The organism is Streptomyces sp. NPDC002825 (genome assembly GCF_040295385.1).
GTDB lineage: Bacteria > Actinomycetota > Actinomycetes > Streptomycetales > Streptomycetaceae > Streptomyces.
The window spans coordinates 33,481-52,615 of sequence record NZ_JBEOVH010000010.1 but is presented as its reverse complement, the minus strand read 5'-3'; the positions used below and the strand labels follow the sequence as shown (position 1 = coordinate 52,615).

General features: G+C 72.6%; 14 protein-coding genes and 1 pseudogene. 12 read left to right on the top strand and 3 right to left on the bottom strand.

The genetic code is table 11. The features are described from left to right. Positions 1-360 precede the first annotated feature (360 nt). Both ABT041_RS15495 and ilvN read left to right on the top strand, forming a co-directional pair. Positions 361-2,121, top strand: coding sequence for an acetolactate synthase large subunit (locus ABT041_RS15495; RefSeq protein ID WP_502976494.1), 1,761 nt, complete (start codon positions 361-363; stop codon positions 2,119-2,121). Further along, positions 2,118-2,348: pseudogene (gene ilvN / locus ABT041_RS15490) on the top strand (acetolactate synthase small subunit); the annotation flags it as partial. The gene ABT041_RS15495 and the pseudogene ilvN, both read left to right, overlap by 4 nt. Positions 2,349-2,538: 190 nt before the next feature. Here ilvN and ABT041_RS15485 read toward each other — a convergent pair. Beyond that, a complete protein-coding gene (locus tag ABT041_RS15485; protein WP_351184191.1) occupies positions 2,539-3,153 on the bottom strand; it encodes an antibiotic biosynthesis monooxygenase in 615 nt (204 codons plus the stop codon). A 208-nt stretch (positions 3,154-3,361) separates the two neighbouring features. Here ABT041_RS15485 and ABT041_RS15480 point away from each other — a divergent pair, with 208 nt between their 5' ends. After that, a complete protein-coding gene (locus ABT041_RS15480; protein ID WP_351184189.1) occupies positions 3,362-6,007 on the top strand; it encodes an AfsR/SARP family transcriptional regulator in 2,646 nt (881 codons plus the stop codon). A gap of 116 nt (positions 6,008-6,123) precedes the next feature. Then, on the top strand, positions 6,124-6,882 hold the full coding sequence (locus ABT041_RS15475) for a DUF4232 domain-containing protein (protein WP_351184187.1): 759 nt from the start codon (positions 6,124-6,126) through the stop codon (positions 6,880-6,882). 33 nt (positions 6,883-6,915) lie between these two features. Here the strand turns inward: ABT041_RS15475 and ABT041_RS15470 are convergent, their stop codons facing one another. Both ABT041_RS15470 and ABT041_RS15465 read right to left on the bottom strand, forming a co-directional pair. Further along, on the bottom strand, positions 6,916-7,608 hold the full coding sequence (locus ABT041_RS15470) for a DUF6000 family protein (RefSeq protein WP_351184185.1): 693 nt from the start codon (positions 7,606-7,608) through the stop codon (positions 6,916-6,918). 100 nt (positions 7,609-7,708) lie between these two features. Beyond that, a complete protein-coding gene (locus ABT041_RS15465; protein WP_351184183.1) occupies positions 7,709-8,854 on the bottom strand; it encodes a threonine synthase in 1,146 nt (381 codons plus the stop codon). Positions 8,855-9,048: 194 nt separating this feature from the next. On the opposite strand from ABT041_RS15465, the gene ABT041_RS15460 reads away from it, so the two are divergent. The 8 genes from ABT041_RS15460 (at position 9,049) to ABT041_RS15425 (ending at position 19,096) form a co-directional block, all read left to right on the top strand. Continuing rightward, positions 9,049-10,623 (top strand): S8 family peptidase, encoded by a 1,575-nt coding sequence (locus tag ABT041_RS15460; protein ID WP_351184181.1) that lies wholly within the window; start codon positions 9,049-9,051, stop codon positions 10,621-10,623. Between the two features lie 240 nt (positions 10,624-10,863). Beyond that, a complete protein-coding gene (locus ABT041_RS15455) occupies positions 10,864-11,928 on the top strand; it encodes a DUF4190 domain-containing protein (protein WP_351184179.1) in 1,065 nt (354 codons plus the stop codon). Positions 11,929-12,272: 344 nt separating this feature from the next. Further along, on the top strand, positions 12,273-13,025 hold the full coding sequence (locus tag ABT041_RS15450; RefSeq protein WP_351184177.1) for a GntR family transcriptional regulator: 753 nt from the start codon (positions 12,273-12,275) through the stop codon (positions 13,023-13,025). Positions 13,026-13,229: 204 nt separating this feature from the next. Further along, on the top strand, positions 13,230-14,954 hold the full coding sequence (locus ABT041_RS15445; protein WP_351184175.1) for a purine-cytosine permease family protein: 1,725 nt from the start codon (positions 13,230-13,232) through the stop codon (positions 14,952-14,954). A 155-nt stretch (positions 14,955-15,109) separates the two neighbouring features. Beyond that, positions 15,110-15,289, top strand: coding sequence for an SPOR domain-containing protein (locus ABT041_RS15440; RefSeq protein WP_093874257.1), 180 nt, complete (start codon positions 15,110-15,112; stop codon positions 15,287-15,289). 40 nt (positions 15,290-15,329) lie between these two features. Then, on the top strand, positions 15,330-15,815 hold the full coding sequence (locus tag ABT041_RS15435) for a (deoxy)nucleoside triphosphate pyrophosphohydrolase (RefSeq protein ID WP_351184172.1): 486 nt from the start codon (positions 15,330-15,332) through the stop codon (positions 15,813-15,815). A gap of 143 nt (positions 15,816-15,958) precedes the next feature. Further along, a complete protein-coding gene (locus ABT041_RS15430) occupies positions 15,959-16,381 on the top strand; it encodes an ATP-binding protein (protein ID WP_351184170.1) in 423 nt (140 codons plus the stop codon). 144 nt (positions 16,382-16,525) lie between these two features. After that, positions 16,526-19,096, top strand: a complete 2,571-nt coding sequence (locus tag ABT041_RS15425) for a SpoIIE family protein phosphatase (RefSeq protein WP_351184168.1) — start codon at positions 16,526-16,528, stop codon at positions 19,094-19,096. Positions 19,097-19,135: the final 39 nt, after the last annotated feature.

Here is a 19,135-nt window from a genome sequence, read left to right as displayed (position 1 = left end):
GCCCCTTTCTCGTACCGACACCGAAGGCCGGCGAAAACCGGTCAACGGTGGCCCGGATGCAGGAATATGGGCATCGCCGCCCTCCGGGAAGCTAGGATTGTCCTCGCATTCCCGTGTTCAACGCGTGAACTTGCCTGAGCCGTCACGAACGGATTCGCTCTGCTCCGACGAGAGTGCTCATTCCTCGGAGCCGCCGAGCGCGTAGTCGTCACCCGACGCCGCTCCTAGCGCGCCATCTCGTAGTACCGATTCCCGGACCTACCGTCCGTGCACTGCCGAATTCCGCGCGCTGTCCTTCGAATCAGTCTTGCGAACGGGCGTCCTCCTCTCACCCCACTCGGGTCGGCAGGAGCGCCCAGCATTCGAGCCGAGCCAACAGGAAACGAGCAGATGACCGAAGAGATGACAGGCGCTCAAGCTCTGGTCAGGGCTTTGGAGCACGTCGGAGTGGACACCGTCTTCGGATATCCGGGCGGCCACATCCTGCCCGCCTACGATCCGCTGTACGACTCGACCGCCATCCGCCACGTACTGGTGCGGCACGAGCAGGGCGCCGGACACGCCGCGGAGGGGTACGCCCAGGCGACCGGCAAGGTCGGCGTCTGCATGGCCACTTCAGGACCGGGCGCCACCAACCTGGTCACTCCGATCGCCGACGCGTACATGGACTCCGTCCCGATGGTCGCCATCACCGGTCAGGTGCCGGGCGGCCTGATCGGCACGGACGCCTTCCAGGAAGCCGACATCTGCGGCATCACCCTGCCGATCACCAAGCACAACTTCCTGGTGACCGAGGCCGGCGACATCGCGCGCACCATCGCGGAAGCCTTCCACATCGCCTCCACCGGCCGTCCGGGCCCGGTGCTCGTCGACATCACCAAGGACGCGCTGCAGGCCCGCACCGCGTTCCACTGGGAGCCGGTGACGCACCTGCCGGGCTACCGGCCGGTCACCCGGCCGCACGCCAAGCAGATCCAGGAGGCGGCCAGGCTGATCTACGAGGCCGAGTGCCCGGTGCTGTACGTCGGCGGCGGGGTCCACAAGGCCGGCGCCTCGGCGGAACTGCTCCGCCTGGCAGAGCTGACCGGCATCCCGGTCGTCACCACGCTGATGGCCAGGGGCACCTTCCCCGACAGCCACCCGCTCCACATGGGGATGCCCGGCATGCACGGCAGCGTCTCGGCGGTGGGCGCACTGCAGAGGGCGGACCTGCTCATCGCCCTGGGCGTGCGGTTCGACGACCGGGTCACCGGGCAGCTGTCGTCGTTCGCACCGCGGGCCAAGGTCATCCACGCGGACATCGACCCGGCGGAGATCTCCAAGAACCGGGCGGCGGACGTACCGATCGTGGGTGACTGCAAGGAGGTCATCGGCGCCCTCGTCGACGCGATCGAGCAGCCCGGTGACTACGCCGGGTGGCGTGCGCAGCTCGACAAGCTGAAGGAGACCTACCCGCTGGGATACCAGGACTTCGCGGACGGCTCTCTGGCTCCGCAGTACGTCCTGGAAAGGCTCAGCTCCCTCGTCGGGCCGGAGGCCCTCTACGTGGCCGGCGTCGGCCAGCACCAGATGTGGGCGTCCCACTTCATCGGCTTCGAGAGGCCCGGCGCCTTCATCACCTCCGGCGGCCTGGGCACGATGGGTTTCGCCGTGCCCGCCGCGATGGGCGCCAAGATGGGGCGGCCGGACACGGTGGTCTGGGCCATCGACGGAGACGGCTGCTTCCAGATGACCAATCAGGAGCTGGCCACCTGCACGCTCGAAGGCGTGCCGGTCAAGGTCGCGATCATCAACAACGGCAACCTCGGCATGATCCGCCAGTGGCAGTCGCTCTTCTACGACGAGCGGTACTCCAACTCCGACCTGAAGACGGCCCAGCGCGTCCCCGACTTCGTGAAGCTGGCGGAAGCCTACGGCTGCGTCAGCCTGCGGTGCACCCGGCCCGAGGACGTGGACGACACGATCGCCAAGGCGATGGAGATCAACGACGTGCCGGTGGTCATCGACTTCGTGGTCCACGAGGACGCCATGGTCTGGCCCATGGTCCCCGCCGGGACCAGCAACGACGACATCAAGATCGCCCGGGACATGACTCCGCGGTGGGAGAGCGAAGACTCATGAGCACACACACCCTGTCGGTCCTCGTCGAGGACAAGCCCAGCGCGCTCACCCGGGTCACCGCCCTCTTCAGCAGGCGCGGCTTCAACATCGACTCGCTCACCGTCGTCGCGGCCGAAGGGGAGGGCTTCTCCCGGGTCACCCTCGTGGTCGACGCGGACGACACACCGCTGGAGCAGGTGACCAGGCAACTCGACAAGCTCATCAACGTGCTGAGCGTCACGGAGGTCGGCCGTACGCGGCCGGAGTCCGTGTAACGGCCGAACAGGAGCGGGGGACTCCGTCCCGCCCTCGGCGAGGCCGGCCGGACTCGTGCGAGTCCGGCCGACTTCTACGTGCCTCCGCGTGCCCCCGCGTACGTCCCTGTGCCTCCGCGGACGTCCGCGTAACCACCGCGCACGTCCGCGCACCTCCGCGTGCTCAGGCGTGCGGGACCGCCGTCGCGAGGACCACGTCGAACTCCTCCAGGCTCTGGGTGGTCGCGCGGGCCGTCTTCGTGGCCTCTCCGCGGATCGCCGCGATGGCCCCGCGGGAGGCCACGAGGGCGTCGCGGTCGGCGTAGAGCGCGCCGACCGCGGCCCGGCCCCGGTCGCGGTCGACGAGGAGGGAGATGCCGGAGAGGCCGGGGACCTTCTGGACCTTGGGCAGGGCCGTGTCGCGGAAGGTGTCCACCAGCAGGTCGACGTCCGCCGGCTCGACGTCCATGCGGACCAGGCGGAACCCCGCGCCCGGCCCGAGGTCCTCCGCGCGCCGCGCGACCGGCGCCTCCCAGTTGTCGATCGCCGTCGTCCGCGCGAAGGGCGAGAAGAGCTCCTCCCGCCGCTTGCTCAGGGCCTCGAAGCTGGCCTGCCGGGAGGCCTCGTCCTCCCACCACGACCCCACCAGGAGCTTGCCGAGCTCGCGGTCGACGAACAGCCCCATCCCGCGGTAGCCCGGCTGCGACGACAGCAGCTCGCGCCCCTCGGTCCTGAGCGCCTCGGCGACCCCGTCGAGCGCGGCCGGATCACCCGTTGCGTAGATGCTGCGAACGTACATAGTGCGCCATTCCTGCCTTCCGGTGGACCCGTGCGGGCTCGTCTTCCCCACTCCATGCGAGGGCCGGAAAGGGCGCTCGGCAACGCGGGCGGGGCAGTCAGGTGACATCGCGGGCCGTGGCCGGGGGCCGCGCCTCGGGCGGGCGGCCCCCTCGCCCCACGTATCCTCGGTTCCTCGGAATGGGGGAGAGGATCGCGGAGGTATACAGGTGGAGTTCCGGCTGCTCGGCTCCGTCGCGCTGGTGACGGAGGACGGGGACGTAGCCTTGGGGCCCGCCAAGCGGTCCAGTCTGCTCGCGATGCTCCTGCTGCGGCCCAACAGCGCGGTGAACGTCGGCCAGCTCATCGACGCCCTGTGGGAGGAGGAGCCGCCCACCCACGCCAAGACCGTCCTCCAGGGCCATGTCTCGCGGCTGCGCGCCCTGCTCGCCGAGCACGGCGCCGAGGCGTACGGGGTCGAACTCGCCACCCAGGGCACGGCGTACGTCCTGCGGATGCCGGAGTCTCTCGTGGACGCCCACCGCTTCGAGGAGCTCGTCGGGCTCGCCGGGGTGCAGCGCCGGCCCGCCGACGCCGTACGGATGCTGCGCGAGGCGCTGTCGTACTGGCAGGGGCCCGCGCTCACCGGCACCGTGCACAGCAGGCCCCTCGAAGCCGCCGCCGGAGGCCTGGAGGAGCTGAGGCTCGCGTCGGTGGAGGCGCTGGCGGAGGCGTACGGGCAGCTCGGCGAGCACGGCAGGGCGGCCGCCGTCCTCCGTACCGAGGCCGTCGCCCATCCCCTGCGTGAATCCCTCGCCGCCGCCCTGATGCTCGCGCTCGGACGCTCCGGCCGCCAGTCGGACGCGATCGACTGGTACCACCGGACCCGGCGGCTGCTCGCCGAGGAGCTGGGCGTCGACCCCGGCGAGACGCTCAGCGAGGCGTACGCGACGCTGCTCCGCTCCGCCCAGCCCGTCTCCCTCCCCCGCCCCGCCGCCGAGGTCAGGGCCCCGGCGCCCGAGGGCCTGCCGCGGGCCCCGCGCGGCTTCACCGGCCGCGGCGCCGAACTCGCCGCGCTCGACGCCGCCGTCCGCGCCGGGGACGGCCCGGTCTGCCTCGTCACCGGGCCGGCCGGCGTCGGCAAGACCGCCTTCGCCGTCCACTGGGCCTACGAGCGGCGCGCCGACTTCCCCGACGGACGGCTCTTCGCCGACCTGCGCGGCTTCAGCGACACCCCGGCTCCGGAGACCGCCGCCGTCCTGCGGGAGTTCCTGCTCGCCCTCGGCGTCTCCCCGCAGCGGATCCCGGAGACCGTCGACGCGCGCGGTGCGCTGTTCCGCTCGCTCACCAGCGGGCGGCGGCTGCTCGTCGTCCTCGACAACGCCCGCTCCTCCGAACAGGTCCGGCCACTGCTGCCCGGCGGCGCCCCGTGCACGACGCTCGTCACCAGCCGCGACCGGCTGGGCGGCCTCATCGCCTCCGACGCCGCCCGCCCCGTGCCCCTCGGACACCTGCAGCCCGCCGCCTCGGCGGCCCTGCTCACCACCGTGCTCGGCGAGGACCGGGTCGCCGCCGAACCGGCCGCCGCCACCCGGCTCGCCCGGCTCTGCGACGGACTGCCGCTCGCCCTCCGGGTGACGGCCGCCCGCCTGGCCGAGCGACCGCACTGGACCCTCGACGCCATGGTCGGCGAACTCGCCGACGAACAGAGTCGGTTGGCTCTGCTCGACGTGGAGGACCGGGGCGTCTCCGCCGCCCTCCGGCTCACCGTGCAGCAGTTGCCGGAGTCCGCCGCCCGGATGTTCCGCGCGCTCGGCCTGCACACCGGCTCCGACCTGGACCGGTTCGTGGCGGCCGCGCTCGCCGGAACGACACCCGGACAGGCCTCCGCCGACCTGGACCGGCTCGCCGCCGCCCACCTGCTCACCGAGGCCGTCCCCGGCCGCTGGACGCCGCACGACCTGGTGCGCCTCTACGCCCGCCACCTCGCCCCGCAGGCCGACCCCGAGGGCCTGGCCCGGCTCCTCGACCTCTACCTCTACACGGGGCTCGCCGCCGACGCGGCCGCGGAGCCCGGCTCACAGCCCTGCTACGCGCTGCCCGCCGACGCCCGACGGCCCGCCGCGACCCGGGAGTTCGAGGACCGTACGGCGGCGCTCGACTGGTACGCGGCCGAACGTCCCGCCCTGGAGGGCGCGGTCGCCGCCGCGGCCGCCCTCGGGATGCACGACCGGGCCTGGCGGCTCGCGCTCGTGCCGTGGCCGCTGATGCTCATGCGGATCGGGGACGGCTGGACCCCGCTCCTGGAGACCGGGCTCGCCTCGGCCGAGGCGGTCGGCGACCTCGACGCGCAGTCGCGCGCGCGTGCCCTGCTCGGCTGGATCCTGCACGAGGAGGGCCGCGACGCCGAGGCGCTCGTCCACCTGGAGAAGGCGCCGGGTCTGGCCGCCCGGGCGGGGGACACGATCAGCGAGGCGATCGGGTACGTCAACTACGCCGCCGTCCTGGACGCCACCGGGGAGCACGAGCGGGCCGGGCTGCTGATGCTGCACGCCGTCTCGCTCGCCGACCGCACCGGTCACCCCTCCACCCAGGTGCTGACCCTCCAGCACCTGGCGGGCCACTGCCTGAGGGCGGGGGAGTACGAGGCGGCGCTCGCGCACACCCTTCGCGCCGGGGAACTGGTCGCGCCCGACGCGGTGATCACCCGGGCCTCGCTGCAGATCACCCGGGGCGAGGCACTGGCCGGCATCGGCCGTCTGGAAGAGGCCGCCGACCAGCTGGAACGCGCCATCGTCGCCGCCGACGCGGCGGGTTTCACCGAGGGGTCGGCGCGGGCGGCGGCGCATCTCTCGCGCCTGACAGCGGATCGTTAGCGATACGCAAGCGGGACGGCAGCGGGGGCCGGGAAGCTGGATGCGGCACCGAGCGAGGTGCACCGGCGCGCGTGGACCGCACGCGCCGACCGACGCGTCAACGGGGGAGTACCACCATGCGCAACCACCGCAAGCACACCGTCCTGGCCGCCGCCGCCATCGCCGCCCTCTCGCTGGGCCTGACCGCCTGCGGGGGCGGGGACGACGCCACGGGCGCCAAGGACGCCGGGAGCGCGAGCTCCGCCCCGTCCACCGCCGGTACGGGTGAGGGCGGCGCGGCCGCCGGCGGCACGGCGGACCAGACCGCGTCGAAGAGCGGCTCGGGCTCCACGGGCGGTTCGACGGGCTCCACGGCCTCCACCGGCGGCTCGAAGACCGGCTCCAGCACCGGGTCCACCGCCGGCTCCACCACCGGCTCCACGAGCGGCCAGAGCTCCGCGAAGGCCCCCGCCTGCGCCTACGGCGACATCAAGGTCACGGCGGCGAAGGCCGACGAGGTCCCGACCGAGCACATCGTCCTCACCGCCACCAACACCTCCGGCCGCTCCTGCACCCTGCTCGAGTACCCGCTCATCGCCTTCGGGCCCATCCAGACCGCCAAGGACGTCCCGGCCGTCGCGAAGAGCAAGCCGGCCGCCCCGATCGTCCTGAAGGCCGGCCAGCCGGCCTACGCGAACGTGCGGATCGCGCTCGGCGGCGTCCACGAGGACAACAAGGTCGTGAACGAGTTCAACGTGAACCTCTTCGCCGCCGAGGGCCCGGCCGAGGGCAGCATCGTCGTCAAGGCCCCCGCCGGCGGCCTCGCGGTCGACGAGGCCGCCGCGAAGACGGGCTACTGGACGTACGAGCTCCGCAACGGCGCCGACGAGTTCTGATCCGTACGGGACGGCCGTGATCCCGGTGCGGCTTCAGGGACGGGTCCAGCCGTCCGCGAAGTCGCACCGCAGGTCGGTCCACCCCCGCAGCCTCTCCGGGGTGTATGCCGAGTCGTCGCGCAGCTGGGGCAGGGCGCCGACCCAGGTCTCCCAGAGGCCGCCCGGGGTGAGGAACCGCTCGGCGTACGAGGTGCCGAGCGCGGCGTCGAGCCGCAGCAGGGCGCCGAGGGCCTGGGGCTGGTCGTAGCGGAGGTCGGTACGGGGCAGGTACCTGTCGAGGTAGGCGACGAGGATCTCCGCGTCGGCGCGGGTGCCGAGCCGGGCGAGGGCGAAGCAGTAGGCCCCGCCCGCGTAGCAGACCTCGCTGGCCAGGAGCAGTTCGCCGAGCCGCTCGCGGAAGGAGGCCCGCCGGTCCACGCCGATCAGCCACGCCGCCGTGTACCGCGAGCGCCACTCGTAGGCGAGCAGCGCGTCCAGCTCGTCGTCCGTGACGGCTGCCGCGTCCTCGATGATCCGGCCGACGAAGCCGGGGCGCGGCGGCCGGTCGGGGTGCAGGTACCGGCCGCCGAGCAGCTCCATGTAGCGCGGCCGGCCCTCGCCCTTCGCGATCACGTACCGCTCCACCGCGTGACCGTGGCCGCTGTCGCGGGGGTCCCGCATGACGAGCCGGCCCGTGCCGCCCGCGGAATGCGCCTCGACGCCGGTCACCTCTCGACTGCCGCTCATGGGCGCAGTCTGCCGGGGAACGGCCCCGTACGGCCACGTGTTTCCGTACCGCCTGAGTGGTCGCCGGAACGGGCGGCCGGACGGACTGAGGCCCCCCGGCTCACGGTACGAGCCCCGTCTTCGCGCCCGCCCCGCACAGCGGCACCACGGTGAGCCCGGGGCGCGGCGGGGCCGCGCTCACCGCCGCCCAGCAGGCCACGCCGGTCGCCTCCACGAAGAGGCCCCGGCCGGCCAGGTCCCGCTGGGCGGTACGGATCTGTTCCTCCGTCACCGTCAGGAAGGTGCCGCCCGTCGCGCGCACCGCCCGCAGGATCTGCCGGGCGCGGGGCGGGGCCGGGATCGCGATGCCCTCGGCGAGGGTGGGGCGCGCCGCGGCCGGCTCGGTGAGGTCCTCCGCGCCCGCGTGGAAGGCGGCGGCCAGCGGGGACACGGCCTCCGCCTGGACGGCGACGAGCGCGGGCCGGCGCTCGACGAGCCCGTGGCCGTACAGCTCCTCGACGGCGAGGGCGGCGCCGAGGAGCAGGGTGCCGTTGCCGACGGGGACGACGATCGTGTCCGGGAGGCGGCCGCCCAGCTCCTCCCACAGCTCGTAGACGTAGGTCTTGGTGCCGTGCAGGAAGTACGGGTTGTAGACGTGCGAGGCGTAGAAGACGCCCGGTTCGTCCGCCGCCTCGCGCGCCGCGCGGGCCGTCGCCTCGCGATCGCCGGGCACCTCGACGAGCCGGGCGCCGTGCGCTCGGATCTGCTCCAGCTTCTTCGGGGACGTGCCCTCGGGGACGTACACGACGCAGTCGAGCCCGGCCCGCGCGCTGTACGCGGCGATCGCGGTGCCCGCGTTGCCGCTGCTGTCGGCGAGGACCGTGCGGGGCTCCAGGCGGCGGGCGTGCGCGGCGAGCATCACGGCGCCGCGGTCCTTGAAGGACAGGGTCGGCATGAGGAAGTCGAGTTTGGCCCGAACCGAGCCGGTGGCCGGGCCGGTGGAGCCGATGGCCGGTCCGGTGAGGCGTACGAGCGGTGTGCGGCCCTCGCCGAGGCTCACCTCGGGCCCGTACGGGAGCGGAGGGAGCGCCTCCTCGTAACGCCACAATGAATTCACACGTGACGCGAGTGACGGGAGGGAGACCGGCGCACTCGTGAACGCGAGGTCCCAGGGGCCGCGGCACTTCGGACAACACCAGGTGAGGGCGGAGACGGGGGACTGGATCCGGCAGCGAGGGCACTCGTAGGCGGTCATGGCGGCCAGCATGTCAGCGATGTGGCACGGGTGTTGCGGACGTGTGCGGGCCCTTGTGAGATTCCTATGGATCAGTCAATCTTTCGCTCGGCAGCCGGACGTTCGAGACGGCGCGGGCCCCTCGCGTCGTATTGACATGTCCATGTCGCAGCTCACGTCACAACCCTGTCGTGCTCCTGCCTTACCCCCACGAGGAGGACCCCCACATGTCAGTGATGCGCACACCGCGCCGCCGGACGGCCACCGCCGCGGCCATCGCCGTCGCCGCCCTCGCCCTCGGCTCCCTCACCGCCCTCCCGGCCGCCGCCGCACCGGCCGCCCCCGAGGGCGTCATCGAGAACGCCGGGGCCGAGGGCACCGTCCCGGGCAGCTACATCGTCACCCTGGAGGAGTCCGCGCAGGCGGAGACCGCCAAGGGCCGTGCCGTCGCCGCCAAGTTCGGCGCGAAGATCAAGCGGACGTACACCTCGGCGATCAACGGCTACTCCGTCGAGCTCTCCGAGGCGCAGGCGAAGAAGCTCGCGGCCGACCCGGCCGTGAAGTCCGTCGTCCAGAACCGCGTCTTCCACATCGACGGCACCCAGCCCTCCCCGCCCTCCTGGGGCCTGGACCGGATCGACCAGAAGGCCCTCCCGCTGAACCAGAGTTACACCTACCCGGACTCGGCGGGCCAGGGCGTCACCGCGTACATCATCGACACCGGTGTCCGCATCACCCACACCGACTTCGGCGGCCGCGCCTCCTACGGCTACGACGCCATCGACAACGACAACACCGCCCAGGACGGCCACGGCCACGGCACCCACGTCGCCGGCACCGTCGCGGGCACCTCGTACGGCGTCGCCAAGAAGGCGAAGATCGTCGGCGTCCGCGTGCTCGACAACTCCGGATCCGGCACCACCGAGCAGGTCGTCGCGGGCATCGACTGGGTCACGCGGAACGCCGTCAAGCCGGCCGTCGCCAACATGAGCCTCGGCGGTGGCGTCGACTCCGTCCTCGACGACGCCGTCCGCAACTCGATCGCCTCCGGCGTCACGTACGCGGTCGCCGCCGGCAACGAGACCGACAACGCCGCCAACCACTCACCCGCGCGCGTGGCCGAGGCCATCACCGTCGGCGCCACCACGTCGAGCGACGCCAAGGCGAGCTACTCCAACTACGGCAGCGGCCTCGACCTCTTCGCCCCCGGCTCCTCCATCACCTCGTCCTGGGGCACCGGCGACACCGCCACCAACACCATCTCCGGTACGTCGATGGCGACCCCGCACGTCGCCGGCGCCGCCGCCCTCTACCTGGCGGACAACCCGACGGCGACCCCCGCGCAGGTCTCCACGGCCCTCGTGAACGCCGCCACCCCGAACGTCGTCACCAGCCCCGGCACCGGCTCCCCGAACCGGCTGCTGTACGTCGGCGGCGGCAGCGCCACCCCGCCCACCGGCCCGAAGTTCGAGAACACCGCGGACTTCGCGATCAACGACAACGCGACCGTCGAGTCCCCGGTCACCGTCAGCGGCGTCTCGGGCAACGCCCCCTCGGCCCTCCAGGTGCCCGTGAACATCGTCCACACCTACATCGGTGACCTCCAGGTCCAGCTGATCGCCCCCGACGGCTCGGCGTACACGCTGAAGGCCTTCGGCACCGGCGGCAGCGCGGACAACATCAACACCACGTACACCGTGAACGCCTCCTCGGAGGTCGCCAACGGCACGTGGAAGCTGCGGGTCACGGACAACGCGGACTACGACACCGGGAAGATCGACTCCTGGGCCCTGCAGTTCTGATCCACACCTGACGTCTCCACACCTGACGTAAACAGGGGGGCGGTCGCCTGAGGGCGGCCGCCCCTTCCGTACGATGCGCGACCGAGCGTTTGTTCGCATGCCCGTCCGCAACAGGAGCACGCACCCGTGGAGCCGAGCCAGCCGAGCCAGCCGACCCCGCCGCCCGCAGGGGGCCCACAGCCAGGGGGCGGTGCGCAGCCCGGGGGATGGCCCGTCCCGGGGCCGTACACCTCCCCGGGCATGCCCTACACCGCGTACGGACAGCCCGGCGCGGGCCCCTACGGGCAGCCGCCGCGCCGCTCCACCAACGGGCTCGCCATCGGCTCCCTCGTCTCCGGCATCGTGTGCTGCCTGCCGCCCCTCGGCCTGATCCTCGGCCTCGTCGCCCTGCCGCAGATCAAGAAGAAGGACCAGACGGGCAAGGGCCTCGCGATCGCCGGCATCGTGCTCTCCGCCCTCAGCTGTCTGCTGCTCGTCGTCGGCCTCGCGACCGGCGGCTTCGGCGCGGCCTTGGACGGCTTCAAGAAGGGCATGGACGAGGCCGCGGCCGCCCGGTCGACGTTCGAGCTGCGGACCGGACAGTGCTTCAGCGGCGACGGCAAGCTGGATGACTACACGACGGACGTCACCGTGGTCGACTGCGCCCGCCCGCACGACGGCGAGGTCTCCGGCGACTTCAAGGTGACCGGCTTCGACAAGTGGCCCGGCGACGACGCGCTCGACGACCTCGCGGGGGAGCGCTGCGAGACGGTCAACGGCGAGTACGCGATGGATACCTGGGGGGTCCCGGACGGCGTCTGGACCTTCTACTACCTGCCGAGCAGGGAGAGCTGGCGGGCCGGCGACCGGATGGTGACCTGCGTGTTCGCCTCCGAGAAGAAGAAGTTCTCGGGCTCGGTGCGCTCCGACAAGACCACGCTCACCGCCGAGCAGCGCTTCTTCCTGACGGTCGTGAACCCGATCGAGGCGGCCGTCTACGAGGAGCCGGAGGACGATCCGGACGAGGACTTCGCCTCGAACAAGGAGTGGGCCGGGGAGCTTCTGAAGGCGATCGACGAGGCCCGCTCGGCTCTGGGCGAGCACCACTGGCCGGGCGACTCCGCCGCCCCGGTCGCGGCCCTCGTCAAGCAGCTCGACACGGCGTCGAAGCGCTGGGGCGCGCTGGCCGCCGCCGCCGACGCGGACGCCTACTGGGAGAAGTACGACGCCGCCTGGGACGCCCTTCCCGAGAACCTCGGCGCGCAGGCGCGGACCGCGCTCGGACTGACGGGCACGCCGCCGGCGGGCGAGGGCGGCCAGGCCTGATCCGGCCGCGGGGTGTGCGAACGGGGCCGGGTCTCCCTCCGTGGGAGGCCCGGCCCCGTCGTGTGCGGACCGGAGACGACGGACCGGGGACGGCGGCCCGTGACCGACCGCCGTTCCGGACCGTCGTGAGCGGCGTGGCGCCGGTCCGCGGCTCCGGTGGAGCGTGCGAGCAGGAACCTATTGGTCTGGACCAATAGGGGTCAAGGGGCGAGGGGGAACCTGTCGGAGGTGACCGCCGGTAGCCCAGATCGTCATCACTTCGAGTGAAACTCTGGCCCATGCTTGCGGATCGCGACGTTCGGTTGTCAGGCTGTAGCTGTCAGTCAACCTGAGGGGAGTGTCCAGTGACGTTCGGTGAGCAGCCCGCCTATCTGCGCGTGGCGAGCGATCTGCGGGAGAAGATCGCCAACGGCTCGCTTCCGCCGCATACCCGCCTCCCCTCGCAGGCACGCATCCGCGAGGAGTACGGGGTGTCGGACACCGTCGCGCTGGAGGCCCGCAAGGTGCTCATGGCCGAGGGGCTCGTGGAGGGGCGCTCGGGGTCCGGGACCTATGTGCGCGAGCGTCCCGTCCCGCGGCGGATCGCCCGCTCCGGCTACCGTCCCGCGGCCGGCGCCAGCCCCTTCCGTCAGGAGCAGGCCGCCGAAGGGGCCCGCGGCACCTGGGAGTCGCGCAGCGAGCAGGAGCCGGCGAGCGTCGAGGTGGCCGAGCGGCTCGGCATCGAGCCGGGGGAGCGGGTGATGCGCACGCGGTACGTGTACCGGGACGGGGGCGAGCCCATGATGGTCTCCACCTCCTGGGAGCCCCTCGCCGTCACCGGCCGGACGCCGGTCATGCTGCCCGAGGAGGGCCCGCTGGGCGGCTGCGGCGTCGTCGAGCGCATGGCGGCCATCGACGTGGTCGTGGACAACGTGGTGGAGGAGGTCGGGGCCCGGCCAGGCCTCGCCGAGGAGCTCCTGGCCCTCGGCGGGGTGCCGGGACACGTGGTCATGGTCGTGGAGCGCACGTACTACGCCTCGGGCCGCGCCGTGGAGACGGCCGACGTCGTGGTCCCGGCCGACCGCTACCGCATCGCGTACCACCTGCCGGTGAGGTGAGCCCGCAGAGGCGAGGGGAGCGGTGGCCGACCCGGCGGCCCGGTCACCGTTCAGCGGGGCCGGGTGTCCGAGGGGTGTGACCCGGACTTAACGGGGCGTCAACTCGCGTAACCGCGTGGCAACCGCGTCCCGCCACCGTCCGTCACGCGCGGCTCCTACCTTCCTCGTCCGTACCCGCGACCCGGTCGGACGACAGGAACCCTCATGACGGACACGGTCACCCCACCCACCCCGGACCAGGGCGCGGCCCCGCCGCACTCCGGACCCCGCCGCAGCTACGCCAAGCTCGCCGCGGACGAGAGCCGCGAGGACTACTCCCTGCGGTACGCCCCGCACTCCTTCCGGCGCTGGTCGCCCGGGACCGTCGCGGGCACCGCGCTCGGAGGCATCGCCTACCTCGCCGACTTCGCGATCGGCGCCTCGATCGTCTTCACCTACGGCTTCGGCAGCGGACTCGCCTCGATCCTCACCGCCGCCGCGCTCATCTTCCTCACCGGCATCCCCATCGCCAGGGCCTGTGCGAAGTACGGCCTGGACATGGACCTCATCACCCGGGGCGCCGGCTTCGGCTACTTCGGCTCCACACTCACCTCGCTCATCTACGCCTCCTTCACCTTCATCTTCTTCGCGCTCGAAGGCTCGATCATGGCCCAGGCCATGCACCAGGCCGTCGGCCTGCCGGTGGAGATCGGCTACCTCGTCACGACCCTGATCGTCATCCCGATCGTCTTCCGCGGCATGGGCGCCCTCGCCAAGGTGCAGGCCTGGACCCAGCCGATCTGGCTCGTCGGCCTGGTGCTGCCCTTCGTCGTGCTCGCCTTCGAGGCTCCCGACGCCTGGGGCGCCTTCGCCTCCTTCGGCGGCACGGAGGGCGCCGGCGCGGGCTTCTCCTGGATCGGCTTCGGTCTCGGCACCGGCGTCGCGCTCTCCCTGATCGCCCAGATCGGCGAACAGGCCGACTACCTGCGCTTCATGCCCGCCAAGACGGAGGCGAACAAGCGCCGGTGGAACCTCGCCGTGCTCGCCGCGGGCCCCGGCTGGGTGATCATCGGCGCGGCCAAGCAGCTCGGCGGCGCCTTCCTCGCCTTCGTCGCCCTGGAGGCCGTCGGCAAGACCCACGCCCTGGAGCCCATCGCCCCGCAGATCGAGGCGCTCAAGCCCTGGCTCGGCTCCTTCGCGCTGCCCGCCGCCGCGCTCTTCGTGATCGTCTCCCAGATCAAGATCAACGTCACCAACGCCTACAGCGGCTCGCTGTCCTGGTCGAACTTCTTCTCCCGCGTCACCCACCGGCACCCCGGGCGCGTCTGGTACATCTTCCTCAACCTCGCCATCGCGCTGACGCTGATGGAGATGAACATGTTCGCCGCGCTGAACAAGCTGCTCGGCTTCTACTCCAACGTCGGCATCGCCTGGATCGCGGCCGTCGCCGCCGACCTCGTCATCAACAAGCGGGCCGGCTGGAGCCCCCCGTACATCGAGTTCAAGCGCGCCTACCTGTACGCCGTGAACCCGGCCGGCTTCGGCGCCATGGCCATCGCCTCCGTCGTCTCGATCCTCGCCTTCTTCGGTCTCTTCGGCGGCTACGCCGAGGCGTTCTCCACCTTCATCGCCGCCGGCCTCGCCGTCGTCCTCTGCCCCCTCATCGCCTGGGCCACCAAGGGCCGCTACTACCTGGCCCGCCCCAACACCGTGAACGGCCCCGGTGCCGACGTCGCCGACGAGCGCGCCACCCACGTCTGCGCGGAGTGCGAGACGGCCTACGAGCTGCCGGACATCGCCGACTGCCCGGTGCGCTCCGGCCCCGTCTGCTCCCTCTGCTGCTCGCTCGACGCCACGTGCGGGGACGTCTGCCGCAAGGACCCCGAGGCCGCGGGCGGGCCCGTCCTCATGCCGGTGCCCACCGTCCCCGCGGCGGCGCCCGGGGTGTGACCTTCGGCCTCCCTCCGTCGGTTCCCGGCCGATCCGTGCCTCTTTGTGAAAACCCGTATCCGCTGTGTGAAGGTCAGGCGTAAGCTCCGGCATATGCGGATTGCGGTTTCCCGGAGATCCTTAGCGGCGCCCGGACCGGCGGAGGGAGAAGCCTGATGACCGACAGCGGCCCCGTCCTTCCCTGGCTCGTCATACGGCAGGACGACAACGGCAACCGCTACCGGGTGGGGCGGTACGCGACCAAGGACGAAGCCCAGAAGATCGCGGACAGTCTCGACGACCGCGGTCACAAGCAGCTCTACTGGGTCGAGCGGATCGGCAGCCCCGCCCTCTGACCCCGGCGGGCCCCGACCGGGCCGGGCTACGCTCGCGCCCATGACGGAACGCACCACCGATCCCACCACGCCCCCCGAGTCCCACAGCGACGCCGGCCCCGGCCAGGGGGCCGGCGTCGTGGTCGTCGTCGCGGGCGCCCTGTACGACCGGGGGCGGCTGCTCGCGGCCCGCCGCAGCGCCCCCGTCGAGCTGGCCGGCCGCTGGGAGCTGCCCGGCGGCAAGCTCGAACCGGGCGAGAGCCCGGAGGAGGCCCTGGTCCGCGAGCTCCGGGAGGAGCTCGGCGTGGAGGTCGAACCCGGCGAGCGCCTCCCCGGCGAGTGGCCGCTGAAGCCCGGGTACGTCCTGCGGGTGTGGACCGCCCGGCTGCTCTCCGGCGAGCCGCGCCCCCTGGAGGACCACGACGAGCTCCGCTGGCTCTCCCGGTCGGAGCTGGACTCGGTCGACTGGCTCGACCAGGACCGCCCCGCCGTCGCCGAGGCCGCGCTGAGACTGCCGGCGGCGCCCGCCGGCGGAGCGCGCGACTGAGTCCCTACGCCGTTCGTGCCACCGTGCGCCCGCTGACGCCCCCGGCGGGATATCCCGTCCTAAATAGCGGGTATGTCCAGAATGACCCCTTGGGAGGGGGCATGGACCTTCCTGCTGACGCACGGCTGGGGAAGTGATCGGGTGTGATCGACACCGACGGCGACCGCGCGGAGTGGAACTTCCCGGCGGAAGCGAACGCCGTGCGCACGGCTCGCCACGCGGTGCGCGAGACCCTGCGTGCCTGGGAGCTCGACACGGCCCTCGGCGATGTGACCGTCCTGCTGGTCAGCGAGCTGGTGACCAACTCCCTGCGGTACGCCTCCGGCCCCATCGGGGTCCGGCTGGTCCGCCCCCCCTCCTCCGCCGCCGACCCGGCCCGCCCGCGGGCGCTCCTCGTGGAAGTTTCCGATCCGCTTCCGGATCCCCCCACCGAGCGGGCCCCGGGGCCGGAGGACGAGGGGGGCCGCGGCCTCGGTCTCGTGGCCTGTTCCGCACGCCGCTGGGGAACCCGTAGAGGAAGGACCGGCAAAACCGTATGGTTCGAGCTGGCTCTCCCTGGTGAGTAAACAGGGTGGGACAACGATCACCGGTACTCGGCGAGGGACGAACGAGACCACCCTGTGATCGGGAACGTCGTGCCGTCGGGGCCTGCCGTATTGAATACTGCGGGCATGGCCGGTCCGGTGCGGTGAGCTGGAGGGGACGGTCGCGTGAGCGAGATACCTGAGACGGCGAGCGGCGGCGTCGTGTGGCAGAGCAGCCCGCCCGGCTCGATCTATGACTACATCCGGGTGGCGTCCTTCTCGATCGGGCCCGACGGCCTCGTCGAGCAGTGGAGCCGAAGGGCCGTGGACCTCTTCGGGGTGACCGCCGAGGAAGCCAGGGGCAAGGACCCCGTCGAGGCCTTCATGCCCGCCGACCTGCGCGAGCGCGGCCACCGACGGGTCAAGGAGATCCTCGACGGCAAGGAGTGGACGGGCCTCGTCCCGTTCCGCATGCCGGGGGAGGACCGGCCCCGGGGCATCGCCGAGATGTACGTCATGCCGAGCGAGACCCAGACCGGGGAGAGGGCCGCGCTCTGCATCGTCGTCGACGTGCGCGCCCTCCGCCGCATCGAGACCGACCTCGCCGCCTCCCAGGCGATATTCGGCCAATCCCCCTTCGGCTTCCTTCTCTTCGGCACCGACCTCACCGTGAAGCGGGCCAACCGGCGCTTCGCCACCGTCTTCGGCGGCAAGGCCGACGACCACCGGGGCCGGACCGTCCACGACTACCTCAACCCCGCCGAGGCCGACCGGATGACCACCGCCCTCCGGCGGGTCCTGGAGACCGGCGAGTCCGTCACCGACTTCCAGATCGTCGGCGCCGCCCCCGGCGCCCGGGACCGCCGCCACTGGTCCATCAACCTCTACCGCGTCCACAGCGGCTCCGGCCGGCCCATCGGCGTCGCCGGACTCGGCATCGACGTCACCCGCCGCCACAACGCCGCCAGGGAAGCCGCCAGCGCCCGCCGCAACCTCGCCCTCCTCAACGAGGCCGGCGCCCGCATCGGCAACTCCCTCGACCTGGAGGCCACCGCCCGCGAGCTCCTCGACGTCGCCGTCCCCGGCTTCTGCGACCTCGCCTCCGTCGACCTCTACCAGGGCCTCCTCACCGGCGACGAGGCACCGCCCGGCCGCTGGGGGAACTCCCACGACGTCGGCTACGGGGCGGGCAGCGCCGAACTCCGCAGGGTCGCCTTCGCCAGCGCCGTCTCCGACACCCGCCTCAGAGCCGACGAGGGCCACGCCCCCGGCAGCGGCTGTTGCGGACCCGTCCCCATCGAGGTCGGCGCCGTCCACCGCTACCCCTTCAACTCGCCCTGCGCCGGAGCCCTGCGCACCGGACGCGTCCGCACCGTCCCCGGCTCCGACGGAGATCTCGTCCAGTCCACCCTGGTCGTCCCGATGGTCGCCCACGACACCGTCGTCGGCCTCGTCCAGTTCTCCCGCACCAAGGGCAGCGAGCCCTTCGGGGAGCGCGACCGGGCCCTCGCCGTCGAACTCGCCGCCCGCGCCGCCGTCTGCATCGACAACGCGCGCCTCTACCGCCGCGAGCACGAGCGCGCCCTGATCCTCCAGCGCAGCCTGCTCCCGCCCGGCGACCCCGAGGCCGCCGGACTCGACATCGCCTGCCGCTACCTCCCCGGCACCGCCGCCACCGAGGTGGGCGGCGACTGGTTCGACGTCATCGAACTCCCCGGCCACCGCACCGCCCTCGTCATCGGCGACGTCATGGGCCGCGGCCTGCGCGCCGCCGTCGCCATGGGCGAACTCCGCACCGCCGTCCGCACCCTCGCCCAGCTCGACCTGGAGCCGGCCGAGGTCCTCTCCCACCTCGACGAGATCGCCCGCGGCCTGGGCGCCCCCATCGGCGCACAGCAGTCCCGCGCCCACAAGAACCGGGGCCCCGAACTCTCCGAGGTCTACCTCGCCACCTGCGTCTACGCCGTCTACGACCCGGTCACCCGCCGCTGCACCTTCGCCAACGCCGGGCACCTCCCGCCCGTGCTCGTCGAACCCGGCGAGGAGGCCATGCTCCTCGACGTACCCCCCGGGATGCCGCTCGGCGTCGGCGGGGAACCCTTCGAGGAGGTCGAGGTCGAAGTGCCCGAGGGCGCCCTCCTCGCCCTCTACACCGACGGGCTCGTCGAATCCCGCGACCACCCCCTCGACGAGGGCCTCCAGGCCTTCCGGCGCGCCCTCACCGACCCCGCCCGCCCCCTGGAGGACGTCTGCGACCGGGTCCTCACCAGCCTGAACACCGGCCACGGCGAGGACGACATCGCCCTCCTCATGGCCAGGATCCAGGGCCTGCCCAGCGAGGCCGTCGGCGACTGGCGGCTCCCCAGGGAACCCCGCTCGGTCGGCCGGGCCCGCGAACTCGCCCGCGCCCAGCTCGCGGCCTGGGACCTCGAACCGCTCGTCGACACCGTCGAACTCCTCGTCAGCGAACTCGTCACCAACGCCCTGCGCTACGGCGAGGGGGAGATCCGGCTCCGCCTGCTCCTCGACCGCACCCTCGTCTGCGAGGTCTGGGACGCCGGCCTGGTCCAGCCGCGCCGCCGCAGGGCCCGGGACACCGACGAGGGCGGCCGCGGCCTCCAGCTCGTCGGCCTGCTCTCCTCCTCCTGGGGCTCCCGCCGGACCCCGCGCGGCAAGACCGTCTGGTTCGAACTGGCCCTGCCGGACGGCGAGGGGGCGGCGGAACCCACGGTGGAACAGCTCCTCAGCATGTTCTGAGCGGCCGCCACTCCGTACGCGAGGAGCGCGCGCCCCGCC